General features: G+C 72.1%; 19 protein-coding genes. 11 read left to right on the top strand and 8 right to left on the bottom strand.

Translation table 11 applies throughout. From position 1 onward, the window contains the following. Nucleotides 1–96 precede the first annotated feature (96 nt). Nucleotides 97–1,521: a type I glutamate--ammonia ligase gene (gene glnA, locus AB0I42_RS15330; RefSeq protein ID WP_357537746.1), complete on the bottom strand. Its 1,425-nt coding sequence runs from the start codon at nt 1,519–1,521 to the stop codon at nt 97–99. A 252-nt stretch (nt 1,522–1,773) separates the two neighbouring features. On the opposite strand from glnA, the gene AB0I42_RS15325 reads away from it, so the two are divergent. The 6 genes from AB0I42_RS15325 (at nt 1,774) to AB0I42_RS15300 (ending at nt 7,840) form a co-directional block, all read left to right on the top strand. Then, nucleotides 1,774–2,190 carry an RDD family protein gene (locus AB0I42_RS15325; protein WP_357537744.1) on the top strand — a complete coding sequence of 139 codons (417 nt, stop codon included), beginning with the start codon at nt 1,774–1,776 and terminating at the stop codon, nt 2,188–2,190. A gap of 249 nt (nt 2,191–2,439) precedes the next feature. Beyond that, nucleotides 2,440–4,077, top strand: a complete 1,638-nt coding sequence (locus AB0I42_RS15320; protein WP_357537742.1) for an ABC transporter substrate-binding protein — start codon at nt 2,440–2,442, stop codon at nt 4,075–4,077. After that, a complete protein-coding gene (locus tag AB0I42_RS15315) occupies nt 4,074–5,051 on the top strand; it encodes an ABC transporter permease (protein ID WP_357537740.1) in 978 nt (325 codons plus the stop codon). The genes AB0I42_RS15320 and AB0I42_RS15315 overlap by 4 nt, the downstream gene beginning before the upstream one ends. Further along, complete coding sequence (locus tag AB0I42_RS15310; protein WP_357537738.1) at nt 5,044–6,108, top strand: ABC transporter permease; 1,065 nt, start codon at nt 5,044–5,046, stop codon at nt 6,106–6,108. Before AB0I42_RS15315 ends, AB0I42_RS15310 begins: the two co-directional genes overlap by 8 nt. Continuing rightward, nucleotides 6,105–7,187 carry an ABC transporter ATP-binding protein gene (locus AB0I42_RS15305; RefSeq protein WP_357537736.1) on the top strand — a complete coding sequence of 361 codons (1,083 nt, stop codon included), beginning with the start codon at nt 6,105–6,107 and terminating at the stop codon, nt 7,185–7,187. Before AB0I42_RS15310 ends, AB0I42_RS15305 begins: the two co-directional genes overlap by 4 nt. Next, nucleotides 7,181–7,840: an ATP-binding cassette domain-containing protein gene (locus AB0I42_RS15300; protein WP_357537735.1), complete on the top strand. Its 660-nt coding sequence runs from the start codon at nt 7,181–7,183 to the stop codon at nt 7,838–7,840. Before AB0I42_RS15305 ends, AB0I42_RS15300 begins: the two co-directional genes overlap by 7 nt. Nucleotides 7,841–8,007: 167 nt before the next feature. Here AB0I42_RS15300 and AB0I42_RS15295 read toward each other — a convergent pair whose 3' ends face one another. The 3 genes from AB0I42_RS15295 to lipA all read right to left on the bottom strand — a co-directional run bounded on the left by AB0I42_RS15295 (nt 8,008) and on the right by lipA (nt 11,464). Further along, nucleotides 8,008–8,697, bottom strand: coding sequence for a DUF4191 domain-containing protein (locus tag AB0I42_RS15295; RefSeq protein ID WP_357537733.1), 690 nt, complete (start codon nt 8,695–8,697; stop codon nt 8,008–8,010). 227 nt (nt 8,698–8,924) lie between these two features. Further along, nucleotides 8,925–10,403 (bottom strand): NAD(P)/FAD-dependent oxidoreductase, encoded by a 1,479-nt coding sequence (locus AB0I42_RS15290; protein ID WP_357537731.1) that lies wholly within the window; start codon nt 10,401–10,403, stop codon nt 8,925–8,927. 140 nt (nt 10,404–10,543) lie between these two features. Further along, on the bottom strand, nt 10,544–11,464 hold the full coding sequence (lipA, locus tag AB0I42_RS15285) for a lipoyl synthase (protein WP_357537835.1): 921 nt from the start codon (nt 11,462–11,464) through the stop codon (nt 10,544–10,546). 491 nt (nt 11,465–11,955) lie between these two features. Here lipA and aspS point away from each other — a divergent pair, with 491 nt between their 5' ends. Then, nucleotides 11,956–13,242, top strand: coding sequence for an aspartate--tRNA(Asn) ligase (aspS, locus tag AB0I42_RS15280; protein ID WP_357537729.1), 1,287 nt, complete (start codon nt 11,956–11,958; stop codon nt 13,240–13,242). 115 nt (nt 13,243–13,357) lie between these two features. On the opposite strand, the gene lipB is transcribed toward aspS, so the two are convergent. Continuing rightward, nucleotides 13,358–13,996: a lipoyl(octanoyl) transferase LipB gene (gene lipB, locus AB0I42_RS15275; RefSeq protein WP_357537727.1), complete on the bottom strand. Its 639-nt coding sequence runs from the start codon at nt 13,994–13,996 to the stop codon at nt 13,358–13,360. A 73-nt stretch (nt 13,997–14,069) separates the two neighbouring features. Here lipB and AB0I42_RS15270 point away from each other — a divergent pair, with 73 nt between their 5' ends. After that, entirely contained in the window at nt 14,070–14,531 is a 462-nt protein-coding gene (locus AB0I42_RS15270; protein WP_357537726.1) for a hypothetical protein, read from the top strand. Nucleotides 14,532–14,550: 19 nt separating this feature from the next. On the opposite strand, the gene AB0I42_RS15265 is transcribed toward AB0I42_RS15270, so the two are convergent. Both AB0I42_RS15265 and AB0I42_RS15260 read right to left on the bottom strand, forming a co-directional pair. Continuing rightward, entirely contained in the window at nt 14,551–14,946 is a 396-nt protein-coding gene (locus tag AB0I42_RS15265) for an NUDIX domain-containing protein (RefSeq protein WP_357537833.1), read from the bottom strand. A 7-nt stretch (nt 14,947–14,953) separates the two neighbouring features. Continuing rightward, nucleotides 14,954–16,795: a DUF2079 domain-containing protein gene (locus tag AB0I42_RS15260; protein ID WP_357537832.1), complete on the bottom strand. Its 1,842-nt coding sequence runs from the start codon at nt 16,793–16,795 to the stop codon at nt 14,954–14,956. Nucleotides 16,796–17,017: 222 nt separating this feature from the next. Between AB0I42_RS15260 and AB0I42_RS15255 the strand changes: the two genes are divergently transcribed. The 3 genes from AB0I42_RS15255 to AB0I42_RS15245 all read left to right on the top strand — a co-directional run bounded on the left by AB0I42_RS15255 (nt 17,018) and on the right by AB0I42_RS15245 (nt 20,103). Further along, nucleotides 17,018–17,986, top strand: a complete 969-nt coding sequence (locus tag AB0I42_RS15255) for an ATP-binding protein (protein ID WP_357537724.1) — start codon at nt 17,018–17,020, stop codon at nt 17,984–17,986. Nucleotides 17,987–18,063: 77 nt separating this feature from the next. Then, on the top strand, nt 18,064–18,456 hold the full coding sequence (locus AB0I42_RS15250) for an SCO5389 family protein (protein WP_357537722.1): 393 nt from the start codon (nt 18,064–18,066) through the stop codon (nt 18,454–18,456). Nucleotides 18,457–18,657: 201 nt separating this feature from the next. After that, nucleotides 18,658–20,103, top strand: a complete 1,446-nt coding sequence (locus tag AB0I42_RS15245) for a PHB depolymerase family esterase (protein WP_357537720.1) — start codon at nt 18,658–18,660, stop codon at nt 20,101–20,103. Between the two features lie 79 nt (nt 20,104–20,182). Here AB0I42_RS15245 and AB0I42_RS15240 read toward each other — a convergent pair whose 3' ends face one another. Continuing rightward, nucleotides 20,183–21,085, bottom strand: coding sequence for a TIGR01777 family oxidoreductase (locus AB0I42_RS15240; RefSeq protein ID WP_357537718.1), 903 nt, complete (start codon nt 21,083–21,085; stop codon nt 20,183–20,185). Between the last annotated feature and the right edge of the window lie 559 nt (nt 21,086–21,644).

The following is a 21,644-nucleotide window of genomic DNA, read 5'->3' as shown; positions in this document are numbered from 1 at the left end:
CAGGCGAAAGGGGGAGATATGTGCAAGATCGCGGGAGGGCTACTGGAGGTAGCGCTCCACCTGGTTGCGCCGGCCCAGCCGGACAGGTGGTGCGGGTCAGACGTTGTAGTACATCTCGAACTCGTGCGGGGTCGGGCGCAGGCGGATCGGGTCGACCTCGTTGATGCGCTTCCACTCGACCCAGGTCGAGATCAGGTCGGGGGTGAAGACGCCACCCTCGAGCAGGAAGTCGTGGTCGGCCTCCAGCGAGTCGAGCACCTCCGGCAGCGAGCCCGGAACCTGCTTGACGCTGCCCCACTCCTCCGGCGGGAGGTCGTAGAGGTCCTTGTCGATCGGCTCCGGCGGCTCGATCTTGCTCTTGATGCCGTCGAGGCCGGCCATCATCATCGCCGCGAAGGCGAGGTAGACGTTGGCCGACGGGTCCGGCACGCGGAACTCGACCCGCTTGGCCTTGGCGTTGCTGCCGGTGACCGGGATGCGGGTGCAGGCGGAGCGGTTGCGCTGCGAGTAGACCAGGTTGACCGGGGCCTCGTAGCCGGGCACCAGGCGCCGGTAGGAGTTGACGGTCGGGTTGGTGAAGGCGAGCAGCGACGGGGCGTGGTGCAGCAGGCCGCCGATGTACCAGCGGGCCATGTCGGACAGGCCGGCGTAGCCGGTCTCGTCGTAGAACAGCGGCTCACCGTTGAGCCAGAGGCTCTGGTGGGTGTGCATGCCGGAGCCGTTGTCGCCGAAGAGCGGCTTGGGCATGAAGGTCGCGGTCTTGCCGGCGGCCCACGCCTCGTTCTTCACGATGTACTTGAAGAGCTGGAGCTGGTCGGCGGCGTGCAGCAGGGTCGAGAACTTGTAGTTGATCTCGGCCTGGCCGGCGGTACCGACCTCGTGGTGCGAGCGCTCGACGGTGTAGCCGGCGTCGATCAGCCGCTGGACGATGCTGTCGCGCAGGTCGGCGTAGTGGTCGACCGGCGGGACCGGGAAGTAGCCACCCTTGTAGGCGGTCTTGTAGCCGCGGTTGCCGCCCTCTTCCTCGCGGCCGGTGTTCCAGGCGCCCTCGATCGAGTCGATGTAGTAGAACGCCTGGTGGGCCGAGGTCTCGTGGCGGATCGAGTCGAAGATGTAGAACTCGGCCTCGGGGCCGAAGTAGGCGGTGTCGGCGATGCCGCTGGCCGCCAGGTAGGCCTCCGCCTTCTTGGCCACGTTGCGTGGGTCGCGCGAGTACGGCTCCCGGGTGAACGGGTCGTGGATGAAGAAGTTGAGGGCGAGCGTCTTCTGCACCCGGAACGGGTCGATGAAGGCGGTGGCGACGTCCGGCAGGAGCAGCATGTCCGACTCGTGGATCGCCTGGAATCCGCGGATCGACGATCCGTCGAAGGCGAGGCCGTCGGTGAATACGCTCTCGTCGAACGACTCCGCCGGCAGGTTGAAGTGCTGCATCACCCCGGGCAGGTCACAGAAACGTACGTCGACGAACCTGACGCCCTCTTCTTTGAGGTATCGCAGCAGTTCCTCTGGGTTGGCGAACACACGTCCTCCTGGCGTCCACGGTGTGGCTAGGCTGGTCGCGACGCTATGGCGGTGCGGTTGCCCGACCATGTCCCTCTTGTTTCTGCCGTGTTACGTCACTCGCGGAGCGTGATCTCCGCCGGTCGGACGCCATGTGGCCGCCAAACGGACGATACCGCAGTGGGGCGCTTCAGGCCGCTCGACGACCAGGAAGGCTGCCGATGCGCCGGCCGCCGACGGGTCGCCGGATCGACGCCGTTACCCTGACTCTCCGTGGCCAGACTTGACGCCCCCCGCACCGGATTCGAGCCGCCGAGCCTGGCCCGCCGCTTCGCCGCCCTGATGGTCGACTGGGCCGCCTGCGTCGCGGTGTCGAGCCTGTTCGCCGACCCGGTCCGCGACGGCTGGCCGCCGGTCGTCGTCCTGGTCGGTGTGTACGCCTTCTTCGTCGGCCTCTTCGCGCAGACCCCGGGCATGTGGGTGGCGAAGATCCGGTGCGTCTCGTACGCCGACAGCGGCCGGATCGGCGTCTTCCGGGCTCTTTTGCGCGGTCTGCTGCTGGTCCTGGTCGTGCCGGCACTCATCATGGACGGCCAGCGGCGCGGTCTGCACGACCGGCTCACCGGCTCGGTGATCGTGCCCCTCGACGGTCGATCGCCGGCCGACACGACCGATCGATCACGGTCCTGACCAGCGATTACGCTGAGTTGATCTTCCGCTGACCGGCGGCCGGGCGGTTGCCTGCCGGCCACCGAGTCTTCATCGCCCCGACCGTCCCGGATGTGGTGTCCGCCACGGCGTTCCGCCGTACTGTTGCCTTAAGTTTGCAACAACCATTGATCACCATCTGGCGTGTTCGCACCTGGAGGACACCGTGAGCGAGCGAGCAGTCGGGCCCCGGTCCGCAGACGACGGCACCGTCCGGATCGAGGTGGCGGCATGAGTTCCGCGCTGAGCCGACCGCTGCGCGCCGCGCTGGGCGGCCTGACCGCCCTCGGCCTGCTGGCCGCCGCCGGCTGCGGCAACCCCGACGCCCCGGACGGCGCCGGCGCCGCGACCGGCATCGTGCTCGCCGACGCCTACGAGGACAGCACCCTCAACCCGGTCGCCGGCTACTCCGAGACCGGATACAGCAAGATCTACGACGGCCTGGTCCGGCCGGCGCCGTACCAGGCCGGGGTGCTGCCCGCGATCGAGCCGGCACTCGCCGCGCAGCTTCCGGAACCCAGCGCCGACGCCCGCGAGTGGACCGTCAACCTGCGCACCGGCGTCACCTTCCACGACGGCTCCACCTTCGACGCCGACGACGTGGTGGCCACCTACCGGGCGGTGCTCGACCCCGTCTCCGGATCCCCGCTGGCCGGCTCCTTCGAGATGCTCCAGGCGGTCGACAAGGTCGACGCCACCACGGTCAGGTTCACCCTGAAATACCCGTACGCGCCGTTCGACCGCCGGCTGATGCTCGGCATCGTGCCGGCCGAGTCGGTCGCCACCCCGGGCCCCGCCGACGCGTCGCCGCTCAACGAGAAGCCGATCGGCACCGGCGCGTACAAGCTGGAGTCGTGGCGCAAGGGCAGCGAGATGGTGCTCACCGCCAACCCCGACCACTGGGGTGGCGAGCCGGCGGTGAAGAAGCTGACCGTCGTGATCGCCGCCGACGACAACACCCGCACCCAGCGCACCGGCGCCGGCGAGTTCGACGGGGCGTGGCTGCCACCCAAGCTGGCCGCCACCTTCGCCGACCGGGACGGCTTCTCGGTCGTCGCGCACCCGAGCGCCGACTTCCGGGCGGTCAGCCTGCCCACCGCCCACCCGGTGACCGGCGACCCGGCGATCCGGCTCGCCCTCAACCACGCCGTCGACCGCCAGGCCATGGTCGACAACATCCTGGCCGGGTACGGCAAGCCGGCGTACACCCCGATTCCGGATTCGCTCGGGACGTTCCACAACCCGCAGGCCACCTTCGCCTTCGACCAGGCCAGGGCCGGCCAGATCCTCGACGCGGCCGGCTGGGTGCCCGGCTCCGACGGGATCCGGGTCAAGGACGGCCAGCGGGCCGCGTTCACCCTGATGTACTTCCCGAGCGAGACCCTGCGCCGCGACCTCAGCCTGGCGTTCACCTCCGACGCGAAGAAGATCGGCATCGAGGTCAACCTCGAGGGCGTCGACCGGCCGCAGTTCCGGCCCCGCATCCCGCAGGACGCCGGCCTGCTCGGCGGCGGGGACAACCCGTACGACCCGGACACCCAGGTCTACGCGACGCTGCACTCCAGCTACGCGCAGTACGACGCGAACAACCCGTTCCGTAACCCGGGCGCCTACCGCAACGAGGCCGTGGACGCGGCGCTGGACGCCGGCCGCCGGTCCGTCGACCCGGCCGAGCGAACCCGGGCCTACCAGGACATGCAGGCCGAACTGATCAAGGCGCCGTCGAACGTCATGCTCGCCTACCTGGACCACACGTACGTCATGAAGGACGGCGACTGGACCGGCACCCGCCCGGTGCTGGAGCCGCACTCGCACGGCGTCTCCTGGGGGCCGTGGTGGAATCTGCGGGACTGGAAGCCCGGTCGGTGACCGTGACCCCCATCGCGCGGCTGGTGCTGCGGCGGGCGCTGCTGGCCGTACCGGTGCTGGTGCTCGTCTCGGTGGCGATCTTCGCGCTGGCGGCGGCATCGCCGTTCGATCCGCTGTCGGCCTACCTCGGCGACCGCTACCTGACCATGGACCCGGACGACCAGGCCCGGCTCGCCGCCCAGCTCGGCTTCGACGACCCGTGGCCGCAGCGCTACCTGCACTGGGCCGGTGACCTGCTGACCGGCGACCTCGGCACCTCGGTCGCGCTGCGCCAGCCGGTCGTCGACGTCATCGTCGAGCGGCTGCCGTGGACGATTCTGCTGGTCGCCGTCGCCCTCCTGATGGCCATGTCGACCGCCCTCGTCCTCGGGGTGTGGTCGGCGTGGCGGCAGGGCGGCTGGGTCGACCGGGCGGTGACCGCGTTCAGCCACGCCATCGAGGGCATCCCGCCGTTCGTCGTGGCGCTCGGCGCGATCGCCGTCTTCGGTGTCGCGCTGTCGTGGCTGCCGGTCGCCGGACTCACCGACGCCGGTGCACCGGTCACCTTCGCCCAGGTGGCCCGCCACCTGGTGCTGCCGGCGCTGGTGCTCGGCCTGTCGCAGACCCCGGTGCTGCTGTTGCACGTACGGCAGTCGCTGCTGACCGCGCTCGCCGACGACCACGTGGCCGGGGCCCGGGCCCGTGGCCTGCCCGAGGCCCGGGTGGTGCTGCGGCACGCGCTGCCGGCGGCGCTGCTGCCGTTCACGACGCTGCTCGGCGCCCGGGTCGCCGAGATCGTCACCGGTGCGGTGCTGGTCGAGGAGGTCTTCTCCTGGCCCGGTGCCGCCCAGGCGGTGGTCCGCGCAGCGGTCGCCGTCGACTTCCCGCTGCTGGCCGCCCTGACCCTGCTGTCCACGGTCGCGGTGCTGGTCGGCTCGTTGCTCGCCGACGTGGCGTACGCGCTACTCGACCCGAGGGTGGCCGCCGATGGCTGACCTGACCGACACCGCCAGCCCCACCGACACCGCCCGTGCCACCGGCGACGGCCGGGTTGCCGAGCTGGAACACCCCGCCGGCGGAGGCCGGCTCCCAACCGGTTCCACGTCGACGGTCGACGCGCCCCGCACGGCCGACCCGGTCCCTGCCAAGGAACCGGCCGGCGGCGGGTGGATCGACGCGGCCCGGCCCCGGGCCGGGATGCCCCGGCGCCGCGGACCGGGCCGGGCCGGGTGGGCGCGGCTGCGGCCCGCCGTCGGCCTGGGCCTGCTGGCGCTCCTGATCGGGTACGCCGTACTCGTGCCCTGGCTGGCCGACTTCGACCCGCGGATCACCGACTACTCCGCCGGGCTGTCCGCCCCGTCGGCCGAGCACCCCTTCGGCACCGATCCGGCCGGCCGCGACCTGCTGGTCCGCTCCGCCGCCGGGCTGCGCGTATCGTTGCTGATCGCCGCTGTCTGCGCGGTCGTCTCGACGTTGATCGGGACGCTCGTCGGCGCCCTGTCCGGGGTCGCCGGCGGGGTCGTCGACCAGATCGTGATGCGCCTGGTCGACACCGTCAACGCCGTACCGCACCTGCTGCTCGGCATCGTCATCGTCGCCCTCTACGGCGGCGGGCTGCCCGCGGTCATCATCTCGATCACGCTCACCCACTGGACGTCGGTCGCCCGGATCGTCCGGGCCGAGGTGCTGTCGCTGCGCGACCGCGAGTTCGTCGACGCCGCCATCAGCGGGGGAGCGTCGCGGTGGCGGGTCACCCGCCGGCACCTGCTGCCCGCCGTCGTACCGCAGGCCGCCCTCGCCGCGGTGCTGATGCTGCCGCACGCGGTCTGGCACGAGACCGCGTTGAGCTTCCTCGGGCTCGGCCTGGCCCCGCACGACGCCAGCATCGGCATCCTGCTCGACGAGGCCCGCGAGGCGACGATGCTCGGCGGCTGGTGGGCGCTGGTCTTCCCGTCGGCGCTGCTCGTGGTGGCAACGCTGGGCGTCGCGGCGTGCGGTGCCGCGTGGCGCGACCGGCTCACCCCGCGCCGCAGGACGGAGCTGGCGCTGTGACGACGAAGGGACGGGGCACGACCGCCGGGCTGGCGCTGCGTGACCTGTCGGTGCGGTTCCTGGTCGGCCACGGTCGCCGCCGGGGCGCCGCGCCGACCGTGGTGCAGGCGGTCAACGGGGTCACCCTCGACCTCGTACCCGGTCGGGTCCTGGCCCTGGTCGGGGAGAGCGGGTGCGGCAAGTCGGTGCTGGCCGCCGCGATCCTCGGCCTGCTGCCGGCCAACGCCCAGGTACGCGGCACGGTGGAGCTGGCCGACCCGGCCGGCGGACCGCCGCTGGACCTGCTGCGCTGCCCCGAACGGGTGCTGGCCGGATCGGTCCGGGGCCGCCGGGTCGCGCTGGTGCCGCAGTCCGCGGCGACCCACCTGACGCCGGTCCGCCGGGTCCGCGGCCAGCTCGCCGAGACGGTCCGGACCCTGACCGGGGTACGCGACAAGGCGGCCCTGCGGGCACACTGCGACGAACTGGCCGTCCGGGTCGGGCTGGCCCCGGCCGACCTGGACCGCTTCCCGCACGAGCTGTCCGGTGGGATGGCGCAGCGGGCGGCACTGGCGTTCGCGCTGGTCGGCGAACCGGAGGTGGTGCTCGCCGACGAGCCGACCGCCGGCCTGGACCGGCCGCTGGTCCGCAACACCACCGCCGCGCTTCGCGACCTGGCCGGCCAGGGCAGGGCGGTCCTGCTGATCACCCACGACCTGGCCGCGGCCGAGGACGTCGCCGACGACCTGGCCGTCATGTACGCGTCCCGGCTGGTCGAGAGCGGTCCGGCGGCGGCGGTGCTGGCCGACCCCTGGCACGACTACACCCGTGGGCTGCTGGCGGCGCTGCCCCGCAACGGCCTGACCCCGATCCCGGGGCAGCCGCCGGAGCTGTCCCGGCTGCCGGCCGGGTGCGCGTTCCACGCCCGGGTGCCCGGCGACTGCTCCGGAGACCCGACCGCCCGCCCGGTCGGCGACCGCCGGATCGCCTGCCGCCCCGGCGTCGACGCGGCGGTACCCGTGCTGTCCGGCGCACCGGCGGTACCCGTGCTGTCCGGCGCACCGGCGGCCACCAACGGCGGAGGAGACGGGACATGCTAACCGCGAAGGGGATCACCGCCGGCTACCGGCGCGGCCGGCCCGTCCTGTCCGGAACGGACATCGAGGTGGCGCCCGGGGAGATCGTCGGCCTGGCCGGGCCGAGCGGCTGCGGCAAGTCGACCCTGGTCCGGGTGCTCGCCCTGCTCCAGCGCCCCTGGGCCGGCACGGTCACCGTCGACGGCACCGAAGTACGCCGGTTCCGGTACGCCGCGCCGCGCGCCGCCCGGACCGCGATCGGGGTCGTCTTCCAGTCACCGCGGCGGTCCGTCGACCCCCGGCTGTGCCTGCGGGACGTCGTCGCCGAACCGCTGCGTGCGACCGGGCGCGGCGACGCCGCCCGGGTGGCCGAGGTGACGGAACTCGTCGGCCTCACCACCGACCTGCTCGGGCGGCTGCCACACGAGGTCAGCGACGGCCAGTTGCAGCGGGCCTGCCTGGCCCGGGCCCTGGTGCTGCGACCCCGCTACCTGATCTGCGACGAGATGACCGCGATGCTCGACGCGTCGAGCACGGCCGGGCTGGTGCAGGCGGTCCGGGCGGTCACCGCCGACGAGGGGCTGGGGGTGCTCGCCGTCAGCCACGACGAGGACCTGCTGGCGGTCTGGGCCGGCCGGGTGGTCCGGCTGGCCGCGCCAGTTCCGGTGGCCGGCTGAGCCGTGCGGCGCTGCCCGCCGGGCTTGCCGGGACGCCGATGCCCCGCCCGGGGCGCCGGCACCCGGAAAAGCAATGATCGTCTGCTGTTCCGGCACCCGACACGCCGTGATGTCGGTGCCGGAACAGCAGACGATCAACGTCGCTGCCCTCTGCGCGGGGCGTGGCGTCAGCGGCCGCGGCTCTGGCGGAAGGCGCCCTTCGGCGGTCGCATGTTCTTCGGGATCGCGCCCTTGGGCATCTGCGGCCGGGCGGACAGCGCCTTGAGCCGCTTGTCGAGGGCGTTGACGTCCTTGCCGCTGAGGTTGCGGGGCAGCCGCATCAGCGTCATCCGCAGCTTGCGGATCGGCAGCTCGTTCTCACCCTGACCGATGACGTAGTCGTAGAGCGGCGCGGTGCCGATCACCTTGGCCAGCCGGCGCTTCTCCTGCCCGAGCAGGCCACGGATGCGCTGCGCGTTGCCCTCGGCGAGCAGGATGACGCCCGGCCGGCCGATGACCAGGTGCACCATGTCCATCTGCGTGGTCGAGCTGACCGCCGGCGTCACCCGCCAGTCACCCCGCATGTTGTCCAGGATCGTCGCCGCCGCGCCCGGCTGCCCTTCGGCGGCGTTCATCATCGCCTTGTTGGACCGCAGGTTGAGCACGATCAGCAGGCCGAGCAGGGCGAGCATGATGCCGATCGGCAGCCACAGCCAGCCCCAGAAGACGACCGCGACCACGGTGAGCGAGAGCGGCAACAGCACCGCCGCGGCGGCCAGCGGAACGAACCACCGGTCCCGCTTTGCGGTGAACGAGAACACCATCCCGATCTGCTTGAGCCGCGTGCGGAACGAGACCTTCTCCTGGGGCTTTGCCATGCGACGGAGTCTAGTGGTCGGCCCCGGTGGCCACGATCCGCGGCTCCGGGCTCGGCCGGCCGCGAGCATGGTCACGAGCGTGGCGCGGGTGATCTGCCTGTCCGGCCGGCCCCAATGCGGGATCCGGCCGGATGCGACGACTGCCACCTCGACCAGGTTGGCCGGTTGCCGGTGGCCCGAGGCAGGGTACGGCTTGAACGCTGCCGACGGTCACCCGGCGAGTCGGGTCAGTTTCCGGGCGCCTGTACGGGCAGAACGGGAGCGGCGCGGCCGGTGCCATGGTCACCGGGCCGTTTCTCCTCGTGGTATTCCTCTTCGACGTTGATTTCCCACACGTCGTGGTCGGCGCCGTCGAGAATGTTCTCCACCGTGAGCATCGCCGTCATCATCGAATGGTCGGCGTTGTTGTAGCGGTGCATACCGTTGCGGCCGACCGGGTGCACGTTGGGCACGTCCCGCTCCAGCCAGCGGCGAATCGTGTCGACGTTCTCGGCGTACGCGAAGTCATAGAAAGGGTATGCCTTCGGCATTCGCACCACGTACCCGGATTCCACCGCCCCGGGCCGGACGAGACCGAGCTTCTCCAGCTCCGTGGTGCCGAGCCGGATCAGGTCCTCGTCGGAGGAGTTCCACAGTTCGTCGCCGAGGGTGAGGAAGTATTCCAGCCCGAGACAGGTGCGGCCGTCCTGGACCAGGTAGGGCGACCACGAGCCGAAGTTCTGGATGCGGCCGACCTTCACCTCGGGCGCGTGGATGTAGATCCAGTTGTCCGGGAAGCTGAACTCCTGGGGCACCACCAGTGCGACGGTGAGGAAGTCGCGGTAGCGCAACGCCTCGGCGGCTGCCAGCACCTCCGGCGGGGCCGGTGGGTCCATCGCCCGAACCAGTTCGGAGATCGGCATGGACGAGATCACGTGATCGGTGTCGATCCGCTGCTCGCCGGTGGGCCCGGCTACGGTCACCGCGACGGCCCGCCCGTCAGCGCGGTGGACGGTGCGTACCCCGGTGTTGAGGGTGACCGCACCGCCGCGCTTCTCGACGTGTTCGGCACACCGTTCCCACATCATTCCGGGGCCGTACTTCGGGTACTGGAACTCCTCGATCAAGCTCGTGATGTCCGTCTGGTTGCGCCGGGGCATCAGCGAGTTGAGTACGGCATTGAGCAGCGAGAGGTTCTTGATCCGCTGGGCGGCCCAGTCCGACGACAGTTCGGTGGCGGGCACGCCCCACAGCTTCTCGTTGTACGTCTTGAAGAAGTGAGAGTAGAGCCGCGCGCCGAAGCGGGCGGTGACCCAGCCGGCGAGGTGTGACTGGTCCTTCGGCGGGGAGATCCGGGCGGCGAGGTAGGAGCCGACGCAGCGGATCGCCTCGACCATCCCCAGGTTCCGCAGGGCGTTGCTGGCCTTCAGCGGATAGTCGAACAGCCGGCCACGGTAGTGGATGCGGCTCATCCGCGGCCGGATGAGGAAATCGTCGTCCGGCAGGATCTCGTGCCACAGCGCCTCGACCTGCGGCACCTTGGTGAAGAACCGGTGCCCTCCGATGTCGAAGCGCCAACCGTCGCGCTCAACGGTCCGGCTGATACCGCCGACGATGTCGTCGGCCTCGAAAACCTGAACGGGCGCCGAGCGCTTGGTCAGCTCGTAAGCTGCGGTGAGTCCGGCCGGGCCAGCGCCGATCACCACGGTGTGAGGTGGAGTCGTCATGCTTCTTTCCGTCACGCTTGATGCCGCCGAAAGGGGCCCGCGTCAACGTCCGGCGGTCGTGCGCGGGTGTGACGGGCTGCCCGGGTGCCCGCCGGAATCTAGCATGACGAATAGTGCCGGTGTGGTACAAGACGTCGCCGTCAGAGAGCTCCAGTCGGCTCCGAGTCTTGGCGGGCGTCAATGGCCTGCTGGTAGAGCCGGCCGGCCCGGTAGGACGAACGGACCAGCGGGCCGCTCATCACGCCGGCGAATCCGATCGCCTCGGCCTCGGCGCTCAGTTCGACGAACTCCTCCGGCTTGACCCACCGCTCGACCGGGTGGTGCCGGGGGGTCGGCCGCAGGTATTGCGTGATGGTGATCAGCTCGCAGCCCGCGGCGTGCAGGTCACGCAGCGCCTGGACCACCTCTTCACGCTCCTCGCCCATGCCGAGGATCAGGTTGGACTTGGTGACCAGGCCGGCTTCCCGGGCCTTCGTGATGACGTCCAGCGAGCGCTCGTAACGGAACGCCGGCCGGATCCGCTTGAAGATGCGCGGCACCGTCTCGACGTTGTGGGCCAGCACCTCGGGCCGGGCGGCGAACACCTCGGCGAGCTGGTCGGGGTCGCCGTTGAAGTCCGGGATGAGCAGTTCGACGCCGCAGCCCTCCTGGAGGGAGTGGATCTGCCGGACCGTCTCGGCGTAGAGCCAGGCTCCGCCGTCGGGCAGGTCGTCGCGGGCGACGCCGGTGACGGTCGCGTAGCGCAGTCCCATCGTGGCCACCGACTCGGCGACCCGACGCGGCTCGTCGGCGTCGAACTCGGCCGGCTTGCCGGTGTCGATCTGGCAGAAGTCGCACCGGCGGGTGCACTGGTCACCGCCGATGAGGAAGGTCGCCTCGCGGTCTTCCCAGCACTCGTAGATGTTGGGACAGCCGGCCTCCTGGCAGACCGTGTGCAACCCTTCCTTGGCGACCAGACCGCGCAACTCGGTGTATTCGGGGCCCATCTTCGCCTTGACCTTGATCCATGGCGGCTTGCGCTCGATCGGGGTCTCGGCGTTACGGGCCTCGATGCGCAACATGCGCCGGCCCTCGGGTGCGATGGTCACCTCACGAGCCTACGCCGCAGGCCGGACGGGATGGAGGGTGGGCGATGAGGGTCACGCCGTGATGTGACGGCGCTCACCCCGCGCTGCCGAAGACCCGCGCTGCCGAAGAGCCGAGCCGCCGAGGACCCGCGCCGTCGAAAGCCCGTGCCGTCGAAAACCGGTGGCGGTCGCTGTTAACGTCGTGGGCAACAGCGACGACGGAGCCGAGTAGCACCTCGCCCCCGGAGTCCAGAGAGCCGCCGGCAGCTGTGAAGGCGACCTCCGGACGGGGTGTGAAGACCCTCCCGAGCTGCGGGAAGAACGGCGCCCCGGCGCCCAGTAGAGCCCGCCGGACTGGCCCACGTCACCGGGCGACGAACGAGGCCCCCGCCCCGACGGGGGCGAAGGTGTGGTGGCACCGCGAGGTTCCCGCTCGCCCACACCTCCCTGGGGATCGCGTTGCGATTACGCAAGGAGGTGCCGAAATGCAACGCATCCTTTCCACCCGACTGTCCGCCCACATCGGCGAACAGGTCGTCGTCGCCGGCTGGATCCACCGCCGGCGGCTGCTCAAGTCGGTCGCGTTCCTGATCCTGCGCGACGCCGCCGGGCTCGCCCAGGTCGTGGTCACCGCCCCGGACACCCGTACCCGGCTTGAGGAACTGCCCGAGGAGACGGTCGTCGAGATCACCGGACGGGTGGTCGCCAACCCGTCGGCGCCCGCCGGGGTCGAGGTCGTGGACCCGGTGGTACGCCCGCTCGGCGCGCCCGCCGTACCGCCGCCGTTCGACCTGTACCGGCCGGCGCTGGCGGCGACCCTGCCGACCCAGCTCGACCACGCCCCGGTGGCCCTGCGCCACCCGACCCGGGCCGCCGCGCTGCGGATCTCGGCCGCCGCGACGGCCGGCTTCCGGTCCACACTCGACGGCCGGGGGTTCGTCGAGGTGCACACCCCGAAGATCGTCGGCTCGGCGACCGAGAGCGGCGCCAACGTCTTCGCCCTCGACTACTTCGGCCGGCCGGCCTACCTGGCCCAGTCGCCGCAGTTCTACAAGCAACTGATGGTCGGCGTCTTCGAACGGGTCTACGAGGTCGGGCCGGTCTTCCGGGCCGAGCCGCACGACACCGTCCGGCACCTGGCCCAGTACACCTCGCTCGACGTCGAGTTCGGTTTCGTAACCGACCACCGCGACGTGATGGCGATGCTGCGCGACGTACTGGCCGGGATGCTGGCGACGGTGGGCGAGCGGTGCGGACCCGCCCTCGCCACGCTCGACGTCACGGCGCCGGAGGTGCCCGCCGAGATCCCGGCGGTGCACTTCACCGAGGCGCTGCGGATCGCCGGGGCACCCGCCGACGAACCCGACCTAGCGCCGGCCCACGAACGGGCGCTGGGGGAGTGGGCCCGCGCCGAGCACGGGTCGGAGTTTCTTTTCGTCACCGGCTATCCGATGGCGAAGCGGCCGTTCTACACCCACCCGGACCCGGCGCGGCCGGCGTACTCGAACGGGTTCGACCTGCTCTTCCGCGGCCTCGAACTGGTCACCGGCGGGCAGCGGCTGCACCGGCACGCCGACTACGTCGCGGCGCTGGCCGCCCGGGGCGAGTCGGTCGGCCCGTACGCGTCGTACGTCGACGCGTTCCGGCACGGGATCCCGCCGCACGGCGGCTTCGCCATCGGCCTGGAACGCTTCGTGGCAAGGCTGACCGGCGCCGCCAACGTACGCGAGGTGGTGGCCTTCCCCCGCGACCTCCACCGCCTGACCCCGTAACCATCCTCATGATCCGCGTGATCAGGGACGCTTTCCGGCGCGCCAGGGCTGGAACTCCCTGATCACGCGGATCTTGGCGTGGGGCGAAGCCCGGGGCCGGGCGAAGCGGGGCCGGTCAGGGCAGGAGGGTGGGGAGGTGGCGGTGCACCACCGGGAGTACGTCGGCGACCGTCACCGGCCGGCCCAGCTCGGCGGTCAGCGAGGTGACGCCCGCGTCGCGGATGCCGCACGGCACGATCCGGTCGAAGGCGGTCAGGTCGCAGTCGCAGTTGATCGAGAACCCGTGCTGGGTCACGCCCCGCGACACCCGAATGCCGATCGCGGCGACCTTGCGGGCCGGACCCCGGTCGTCCTGCGGCACCCACACCCCGCTGCGGCCCTCGATCCGGTCGGTGGCCAGCCCGAACTCGGCGCACACGTCGATCAGCAACTGCTCGGTACGCCGTACGTAGGCGACCACGTCGACCGGGTCGGGCAGGCGGAGGATCGGGTAGCCGACGAGTTGCCCCGGACCGTGCCAGGTGATCTTGCCGCCTCGGTCGACGTCGACGACCGGCGTGCCGTCCACCGGCCGGTCCCACGGCTCGGTCCGCTTGCCGGCCGTGTAGACGCTCGGGTGCTCCAGCAGCAGCACGGTGTCCGGCTCCTCGCCGGCCACCACGGCCTCGTGGCGGCGGCGCTGCTCGTCCCAGGCGGCCAGGTAGTCGACGACGCCGGCGTCGACGACCGTCAGGCCGGAGATTGTGGTGGTCACCAGGCCAGCGTAGTCCCGCCGCCGGTCGTGCGGGCCGGTGAGACCGGTCACCGGGGCGGCTAGCCTGGCGGTCGTGCTGACGATCATGCTCCTGCTGGTCCATGCCGGGGTCACCGCGCTCTGGCTGGGCGCCATGAGCTACAGCCTGTTCGTGCTCCAGCCGAAGATCGGCCGGATGTTCGACGGCGACCCGGTGCGGATCGAGGAGGCCGAACGGGTCCTCGCCCACGGCAACCGGCGGCCGGTGCTCGCGTTGATCACCGTGTTGTGGCTGTCCGGGATCGCGCTCACCGGCCTGGCCGCCGCCGACGGGATCAGCACCGCCGGCTGGCTGCTGATCGCGGTCAAGGCGGTCCTGCTCGCCGGGGCCAGCGGTCTCTTCTGGTGGGTGTCCTGGCGGGGCTGGCCGCGCCGGGTCTTCGCCCTGCCGGCCGAACTGCCCGGCCTGCGGCGCCGCTTCCGGCGGGTCGCCCTCACGATGCTGGCCCTGGTCGGCACCGCCGCGGTGCTCGGCTTCGTCGGCGGCCACGCCTGACCGCCCGTCGCCCGGCCGGCTACAGCTCGCCCCGGCCGCGCAGCCAGTCGAAGATCAGTTTGTCCACCATGGACGACCGCTCCCGGCCGGCGTACGTCAGCCAGCGGATCTCCTCGATCTCCGCCCCGGGCGTCAGGGTGCCCCGGTAGTCGGCCCGGTAGCACGTCATCCGCACCGTCACGCCGTCCGGATGGCCATGGGCCTGCGCCTCGAACACCCCGGCCGGTTCGATCGTGCCGTCGACCAACTCCACCCGCAGTTCCTCGGCGACCTCGCGTTTCAGGGCCTCGTGGTCGGACTCGCCGGCCTCCCGCTTGCCGCCGGGCAGGTAGTAGGTGTCCCTGCCGTACGAGCGGGTGCTCAGGATCCGGCCGCCCGTGACCCGGATCCAGGCGAGCTTGTCGATGACGCCCACGGGTGCCTCAGTCATCGGTCGGCTGCCAGAGCCAGACGTCCTCGACGCGTTCCGGCGGGCCGAGCAGTTCGGTCATCAGCTCCAGCAGCGCGTCCTGCCGTACCGGCCACGCGGTGCCGAACACGTGGTCGGCCAGGACCACCGCCTCGGCGTTCCAGTAGTCGAGGTCGGCGCGTACGCCGGCCCGCTCGGCCGCGCCGATCGGCGGCACCTTCCCGGTCCGGGCCACCTCCAGCAGCAGCCCGTCGGTGAAGCGGGGCAGTGGTCCGATCCGGCCCCGGCCGTCCGGGCCGCCCGGGCCGAGGAAGTAGCCGCTCGGCAGCCTGAACTCGCCCTGCCGGTGCGCCAGCGCGTACGCCTGCCAGCGCTGCGCGTCCGGGGTGATGTCGAGGGTCAGCGGGACGGGCACGAGCACCCCGCCGGGGGAGACGTGGTCGCGCCACGCGCCGGAGGTGATGAACGCGGGTACCGGTTGCCGGTCGACGGTCAGCAGCGGCATCGGCGTCAGCGGGAGCAGCGCGGCGGCGAAGCCGGCGATCCACGCCGTGGTGACCGCCCGGGACCGCCCGCCGCCCGCCGTGGCGGGGACGTCCGTGGCGGGGGCGTCCACGTCCGGGGCGGGGGCGTTCGCGCCGGTGTCGACGGCCGGCCGTCGCCCGGTGAGCCGGTCGACGGTGAGGGCGAGCAGTACGGCGAAGATCGGCGCGACCGCCAGCGCCAGCCGGCTGGGCAGCGCGGCGTCGAACAGCGGTACGTCGTCCAGCAGCGCGTACGGCAGCGGGATCTCGGTGACCGTACCCATGATCTTGAGCTTGGGGCCGAGCGACAGCACGGCGAACACCCCGCCGGTGACCGCGAGGGCCCGCAGGGTGGCCCGCCGTCCGGGGTCGGCCCGCCGCCACAGCGTGACGAAGCAGACGACGGCCAGGACCAGCAGGCCGGCGCCGAGGAACGAGTTCTCCTCGGTCGGGTTGGCGGCCAGTTCGGTGTCGAGGCCGAGCACGCCGGCCAGCGACCGGATCGGGTACGCCGCGTACCCGGCGAGGTCCTCGGCGTGGATGACCGCGTCGTACCCGGTGCCGTGGAAGCGCTGCGGCCCCGCGAAGTGCAGCCACAGCGGATAGGCGAGCAGGGCCGCGGACGTCACGGCGGTGACGGCGAGCCCGCGCAGCAGGGGCGGCAGCGCGGCGCGGGCCTCGGCGCGTACGGCCCGCGACGGCGCCCAGGTGCCGAGGAAGATCCCGCAGGCGATGGCGGTGAAGAAGAGGGCCTCGGCGGCGATGGAGAAGCCGGCGGCGACCAGCAGGCCGAGGACGACGCCGTTGCGCAGCCAGCGGCCGGGCTGGCGCAGCCGCAGCACCTGCCACACGATGAGCGGCACCAGCCAGCCGGCGGTCCAGTTGAGGTGCCCGTTGGCGTGCGACACCAGGCCGGGGGCGAACCCGGCGAGCAGGCCGCCGACGGCTGCCGCGAGCCGGGACCGGACCAGGTGCCGGGAGAGCACCCAGTACCAGGCGAAGGCGCTGGCGGCCAGGTTGCCGGTGAGCACCGTGACGTAGGCGGCCGTCGCGCCGAACAACCAGGTCACCGGGGCGAAGAGGATCGCGATCACGGTGATCGAGGTGTTCATCCCGAGGTTGACGCCGTACGGGACGTTGAGCAGGTCGGCGAAGAGCGGGTCCTGGCCGTGGGTGAGCGCGTACGGGCCGTAGGCGAGCAGCCATTCGAAGAACGTCTGGTCGCTGGTGCTCGCGGCGAGTGACCGCCGGCCGAGGTCGGTCCACAGGCCGCTGGTCACGAACGCGGCCAGGCCGATCGCGACGGCGGCGAGGAGCAGGTCGGCCCGCAGCCCGGCACGGCGGCCGGAGGCGGCCGGGGCGGTCTGGTCGGGGGCCGGGCGGGCGGTGTCGTCCGGCTGGGGCGCGGTGACCGGGGTGGGAGCGATCGGCACGGGCCGCAGGTTACCAAGAAGCGCCCGACACGCCCGGTTCGTGGGTAACCTTGACCACGTTATTGGAAATGACTATCAATTCAATTGACCGTGCATCAACATTCCGGGAGACCCGTACCTGTGAAGATCTCGTTCGTCGGCAAGGGCGGCAGCGGCAAGACCACGCTCGCCGGCCTCTTCGCCCGCCACCTCGCCGCCCTGCCGGCCCCGCTGCTCGCCATCGACGCCGACATCAACCAGCACCTCGCGGTGGCGCTGGGCGCCAGCGACGAGGAGGCCGTCATGCTGCCCGCGCTCGGCGACCACCTCGCCGACATCAAGGAGCACCTGCGCGGCGACAACCCCCGGATCAGTTCCGCCGCCACCATGGTCAAGACCACCCCACCCGGCGGCGGCTCCCGGCTGCTGACCGTCGCCGGCCCCAACCCCGTCTACGACGCCCTGGTGCGCGAGGTCGGCGGCGTACGCCTCGCGGTCACCGGACCGTTCGCCACCGCCGACCTCGGCGTCGCCTGCTACCACTCCAAGGTCGGCGCGGTCGAGTTGATGCTCAACCACCTCGTCGACGGCCCCGGCGAGTACGTCGTGGTCGACATGACCGCCGGCGCCGACTCGTTCGCCTCCGGCCTGTTCACCCGCTTCGACGCCACGTTCCTGGTCTGCGAGCCCACCGTGCGCAGCGTCGGCGTCTACCGGCAGTACGTCGGCCACGCCCGCGACTTCGGCGTACGCGTGCACGTGGTCGGCAACAAGGTCGACGACGAGTCCGACGTGGCGTTCCTGCGCGAACACGTCGGCGACGACCTGCTCACCTGGATCGGCCGCTCCGCCTACGTCAAGGCGGCCGAGCGCGGCGAGGTACGCCCCGTCGACGCGCTCGAACCGGCGAACCGGCGGGCCCTGGAGGTGCTGCGGGAGACCGCCGACACCGCCCCCAAGGACTGGGCCACCTACACCCGGCAGGCGGTGGAGTTCCACCTGCGCAACGCCAACGCCTGGGCCAACGACAAGGTCGGCGAGGACCTCGCCCGGCAGGTCGACCCGGCCTTCGTGCTCGGACCCGACCCGCTGGTCCGGGCCGCCCGCTGAGCCGTCCCCGGCCGCTGAACCGTCCCCGGCCGCCGGACCCGGCGCCGGCCCGTTTTCCGTCAGAAGAAGGAGTTCCCATGTCCCTCGACGTACCCGCCGCCCTGCTCTCGCGGGCCGCCACCGGTGAGGTCGACGACGCCGAGTTCGTCGACTGCGTCCGCCACTCGCTGCCGTACGCGTGGACGGTGGTGTCCGACGTGGCCGCCCGCGCGACGGCCGGCACCGCCGACTTCGCCGACCACGCGGTGCCACCGCCCGGCGAGGCCGAGCGCGGCCAGTTGCTGCGGGCGCTGGCCAGCGACGCGATCCGCGGTGGGCTGGAGCGCCACTTCGGGGTGCGGCTCGCGTTCCAGAACTGCCACCGGGTCGCCGCGTTCCGGCCGGCGGCGGTCGGTGGTGAGGCGTACGAGCGGTTCGTCTCGCCGGTCGGCCAGATCCGCAACCAGTCGCCGGAACTGCGCGACTGCTGACCGCGTTGCCACCGCCCGCGGGCCCCGGCGACCCCGGGTGCCCGTGGGCGGGTCCGGTTCGCCCACCCCCGGTCCGCGTACGCCCACACAGTGGCACCGGTGAATATGTGATCGTCGGCTATGTCATTTTTCTGACATCGACCCGTAACTTCCTGGCAATCGGAAGTGACTCAGCCCACAGTCGATCGTCAGGAGGCCGTCGTGCGTCGTCCCGCCACCGCACCACCCCACCGGCTCGCCCGCGCCCTCACCGTCGCGCTGGTCGCCGCCGCGACCGTGCTCGCCGTCGCGACGCCGGCCCGGGCCGCCACCCTCACCCAGATCACCGGGTTCGGCTCCAACCCCGGCAACCTGTCCATGTACGCCTACCGGCCCGACGGCCTGCCCACCGGCGCGCCGCTCGTCGTCGCCCTGCACGGCTGCACCCAGAACGCCACCGCCTACCACGCCAACTCCGGCTGGCAGAAGTACGCCGACCAGTGGGGCTTCGCCGTCGTCTACCCGCAGACCACCTCGGCCAACGCCGCCAACGCCTGCTTCAACTGGTTCCTGACCGGCGACACCGCGCGCGGCCAGGGCGAACCGCTGTCCATCAAGCAGATGGTCGACCACGCGGTCGCCAACTTCGGCAGCGACCGGGCCCGCGTCCACGTCACCGGGCTGTCCGCCGGCGGCGCGATGGCCGCCACGATGCTCGCCACCTACCCCGACGTGTTCGCGGCCGGCTCCGTCGTCGCCGGCATCCCCTACCGCTGCGCGACCTCCCAGGTCAACGCGTACACCTGCATGTACACCGCGGTCGCCAAGACCCCGCGCCAGTGGGGCGACCTGGTCCGCGCCGCCCACCCCGGCCACACCGGCGCCCGGCCGAAGGTCGCGATCTGGCACGGCCAGTCCGACGCCGTCGTCGTACCGGCCAACGGCACCGCGCTGCGCGACCAGTTCACCGACGTGCTCGGCGTACCGCAGACCCCGACCAGCACGGCCACGCTGCCCGCCGGCACCACCCTGGAGACGTACGGCGCCGACCAGGTGCGCCTCTACAAGGTCGCGGGGATGGGGCACGGCACCCCGGTCGACCCGGGCAGCGGCGCCGACCAGTGCGGCACCGCCGGGGCGTACTTCCTCGACACGATCTGCTCCGCGTACCGGGACGCGCTCTTCTTCGGCCTCGACGGCGGCGGCGGACCCGGCGGACCCGGCAACCCCGGCGCCCCGGCCGCGCCGACCGGGCTCAGGGTCACCGGCACCACCGGCGCCTCGGTGTCCCTGGGCTGGACCGCGGTGGCCGGCGCCACCGGCTACCACGTCTACCGGGGCGGCACCCGGGTGACGGCGAGCCCGATCACGGGTTCCACCTACGTCGACTCCGGCCTGGCGGCGGCCACCACCTACACGTACGCGGTCAGCGCGCTCAACGCCGGCGGCGAGGGCGCCCGCTCCGCGCCGGTGTCGGCCACCACCGGCGGTACGGCCCCGGTCTGCGTCACCGCCAGCAACTACGCGCACGTCCAGGCCGGCCGTGCCTACCACTCCGGCGGGTACGCCTACGCCCTCGGCTCCGCCCAGCGGATGGGCCTCTACAACACCTTCCACACCACCGCCCTGAAGCAGACCGGCCCCCAGACCTGGGTAATCGGCTGCTGACCCCCATGATCCGCGTGATCAGGGACCAAGTCGCGTGTGTCGTCGGCGCGGCGCGGTCAATATCCCCTGATCACGCGGATCACGGCTCGGGGAAGGCGGCCCGCATCGCCTCCGGCAGCGTCCGATGGCGGAACTCGAAACCGGCGCCGGACAGCACCCCCGGCAACACCCGGGCACTGCTCAACGCCTCGGTCGCGAACTCGCCCAGCACGATCCGCAGCCCGAACGCGGGAATCGGCAGGATCGCCGGCCGGTGCAGCTGGCCGGCGAAGACGTCGGTGAACTCCGCATTGGTCACCGGTGCCGGGCCGACCAGGTTGACCGGGCCGGCGAGATCGTCCCGGTCGAGCAGGAACGAGACCGCCCACAGCCAGTCGTGGAGCGAGATCCACGGCACCCACTGCCGGCCACTGCCGAACCGGCCCCCGATACCCGCCTTGAACGGCAGCAACTGCGGCTTGATGAAACCGCCGTCGCGGTGCAGCGGATAGCCGGTACGCAGCCGGACCACCCGTACCCCGGCATTCTCCGCCGGGCCGGTGGCCGCCTCCCAGACCCGGCACACGTCGGCCAGGTAGCCCTCACCGGCCGGCGCGTCCTCCTCGACCCGCTCGTCGCCGGTGTCGCCGTACCAGCCGACGGCCGAGGCGTTGAGCAGCACCCCCGGGCGGTCGGCGGCCGGCAGGGCGGCGACCGCCCGGCTCAGCGTCGAGGTGGTGTCGACCCGGCTGGACCGGATCAGAGACTTGTACGCGTCGGTCCAGCGCCGGTCACCGACGCCGGCGCCGGCCAGGTTGACCACCGCGTCGACACCGGCGAGTACGGCCCGGTCGAGCTCCCCGGCCGACGGGTTCCAGCGGACCTCGCCCGGTCCGCGCGGCTCCCGGCGGACGAGCCGGAGCATCTCGTGCCCCTCGTCGGTGAGGTGCGCGACCAGCCGGCTGCCCAGGAAGCCGGACGAGCCGGCGATCAGAATCCGCATACGTCCATCTTCGCGGAAACCCTAGATCCGCGTGATCAGGGAGTACGTCGAGCGTGTCATCGGCGCGTCGTGCCCGTATCTCCCTGATCACCGGGATCTTGGGAGCGTGTCGTACGCCGACGGGTGGTGAGGCGCGTCGGGGATGGTGTGCGGGGGTGGTGCGCCGGGGGTGGTGCGGGTTAGGGCGGGCGGGGGGCGAGTGCACCAGGGTGGTGTGGAGCAAGGGTGGTGTGGAGCAGGGGTGGTGTGGACCAGGCACGTGGGGCGCCGGGGGCGGTGCGGGGCCAAGGCGAAGCGCGGGCGGTACGGGAGCCGGGGTCAATCGCGGGTGGTACGGGAGCCGGGGCCAATCGCGGGCGGTGCGCTGGTCGAGCGGCCGTCGAAGACTCGCCGCTGGGGCTGGAGCCGCTGGGGCTGACCGGGGCTGGCGGAGGGCTGGCCTGTGTGCCGACCGATCACCGGGGTCCTTGTGAACTTCGTGGGGCGGCGACTCGGGAGGAGGGATGACCGGTGAACCCCACAGCGAATTCGATGTGGATACGCCGAATTCGCTGTGGGC

Origin of the sequence: Polymorphospora sp. NPDC050346, from assembly GCF_040655695.1 — a bacterium.
Lineage (GTDB): Bacteria > Actinomycetota > Actinomycetes > Mycobacteriales > Micromonosporaceae > Polymorphospora > Polymorphospora lycopeni.
This window is presented reverse-complemented; position numbering and strand designations above follow the sequence as displayed.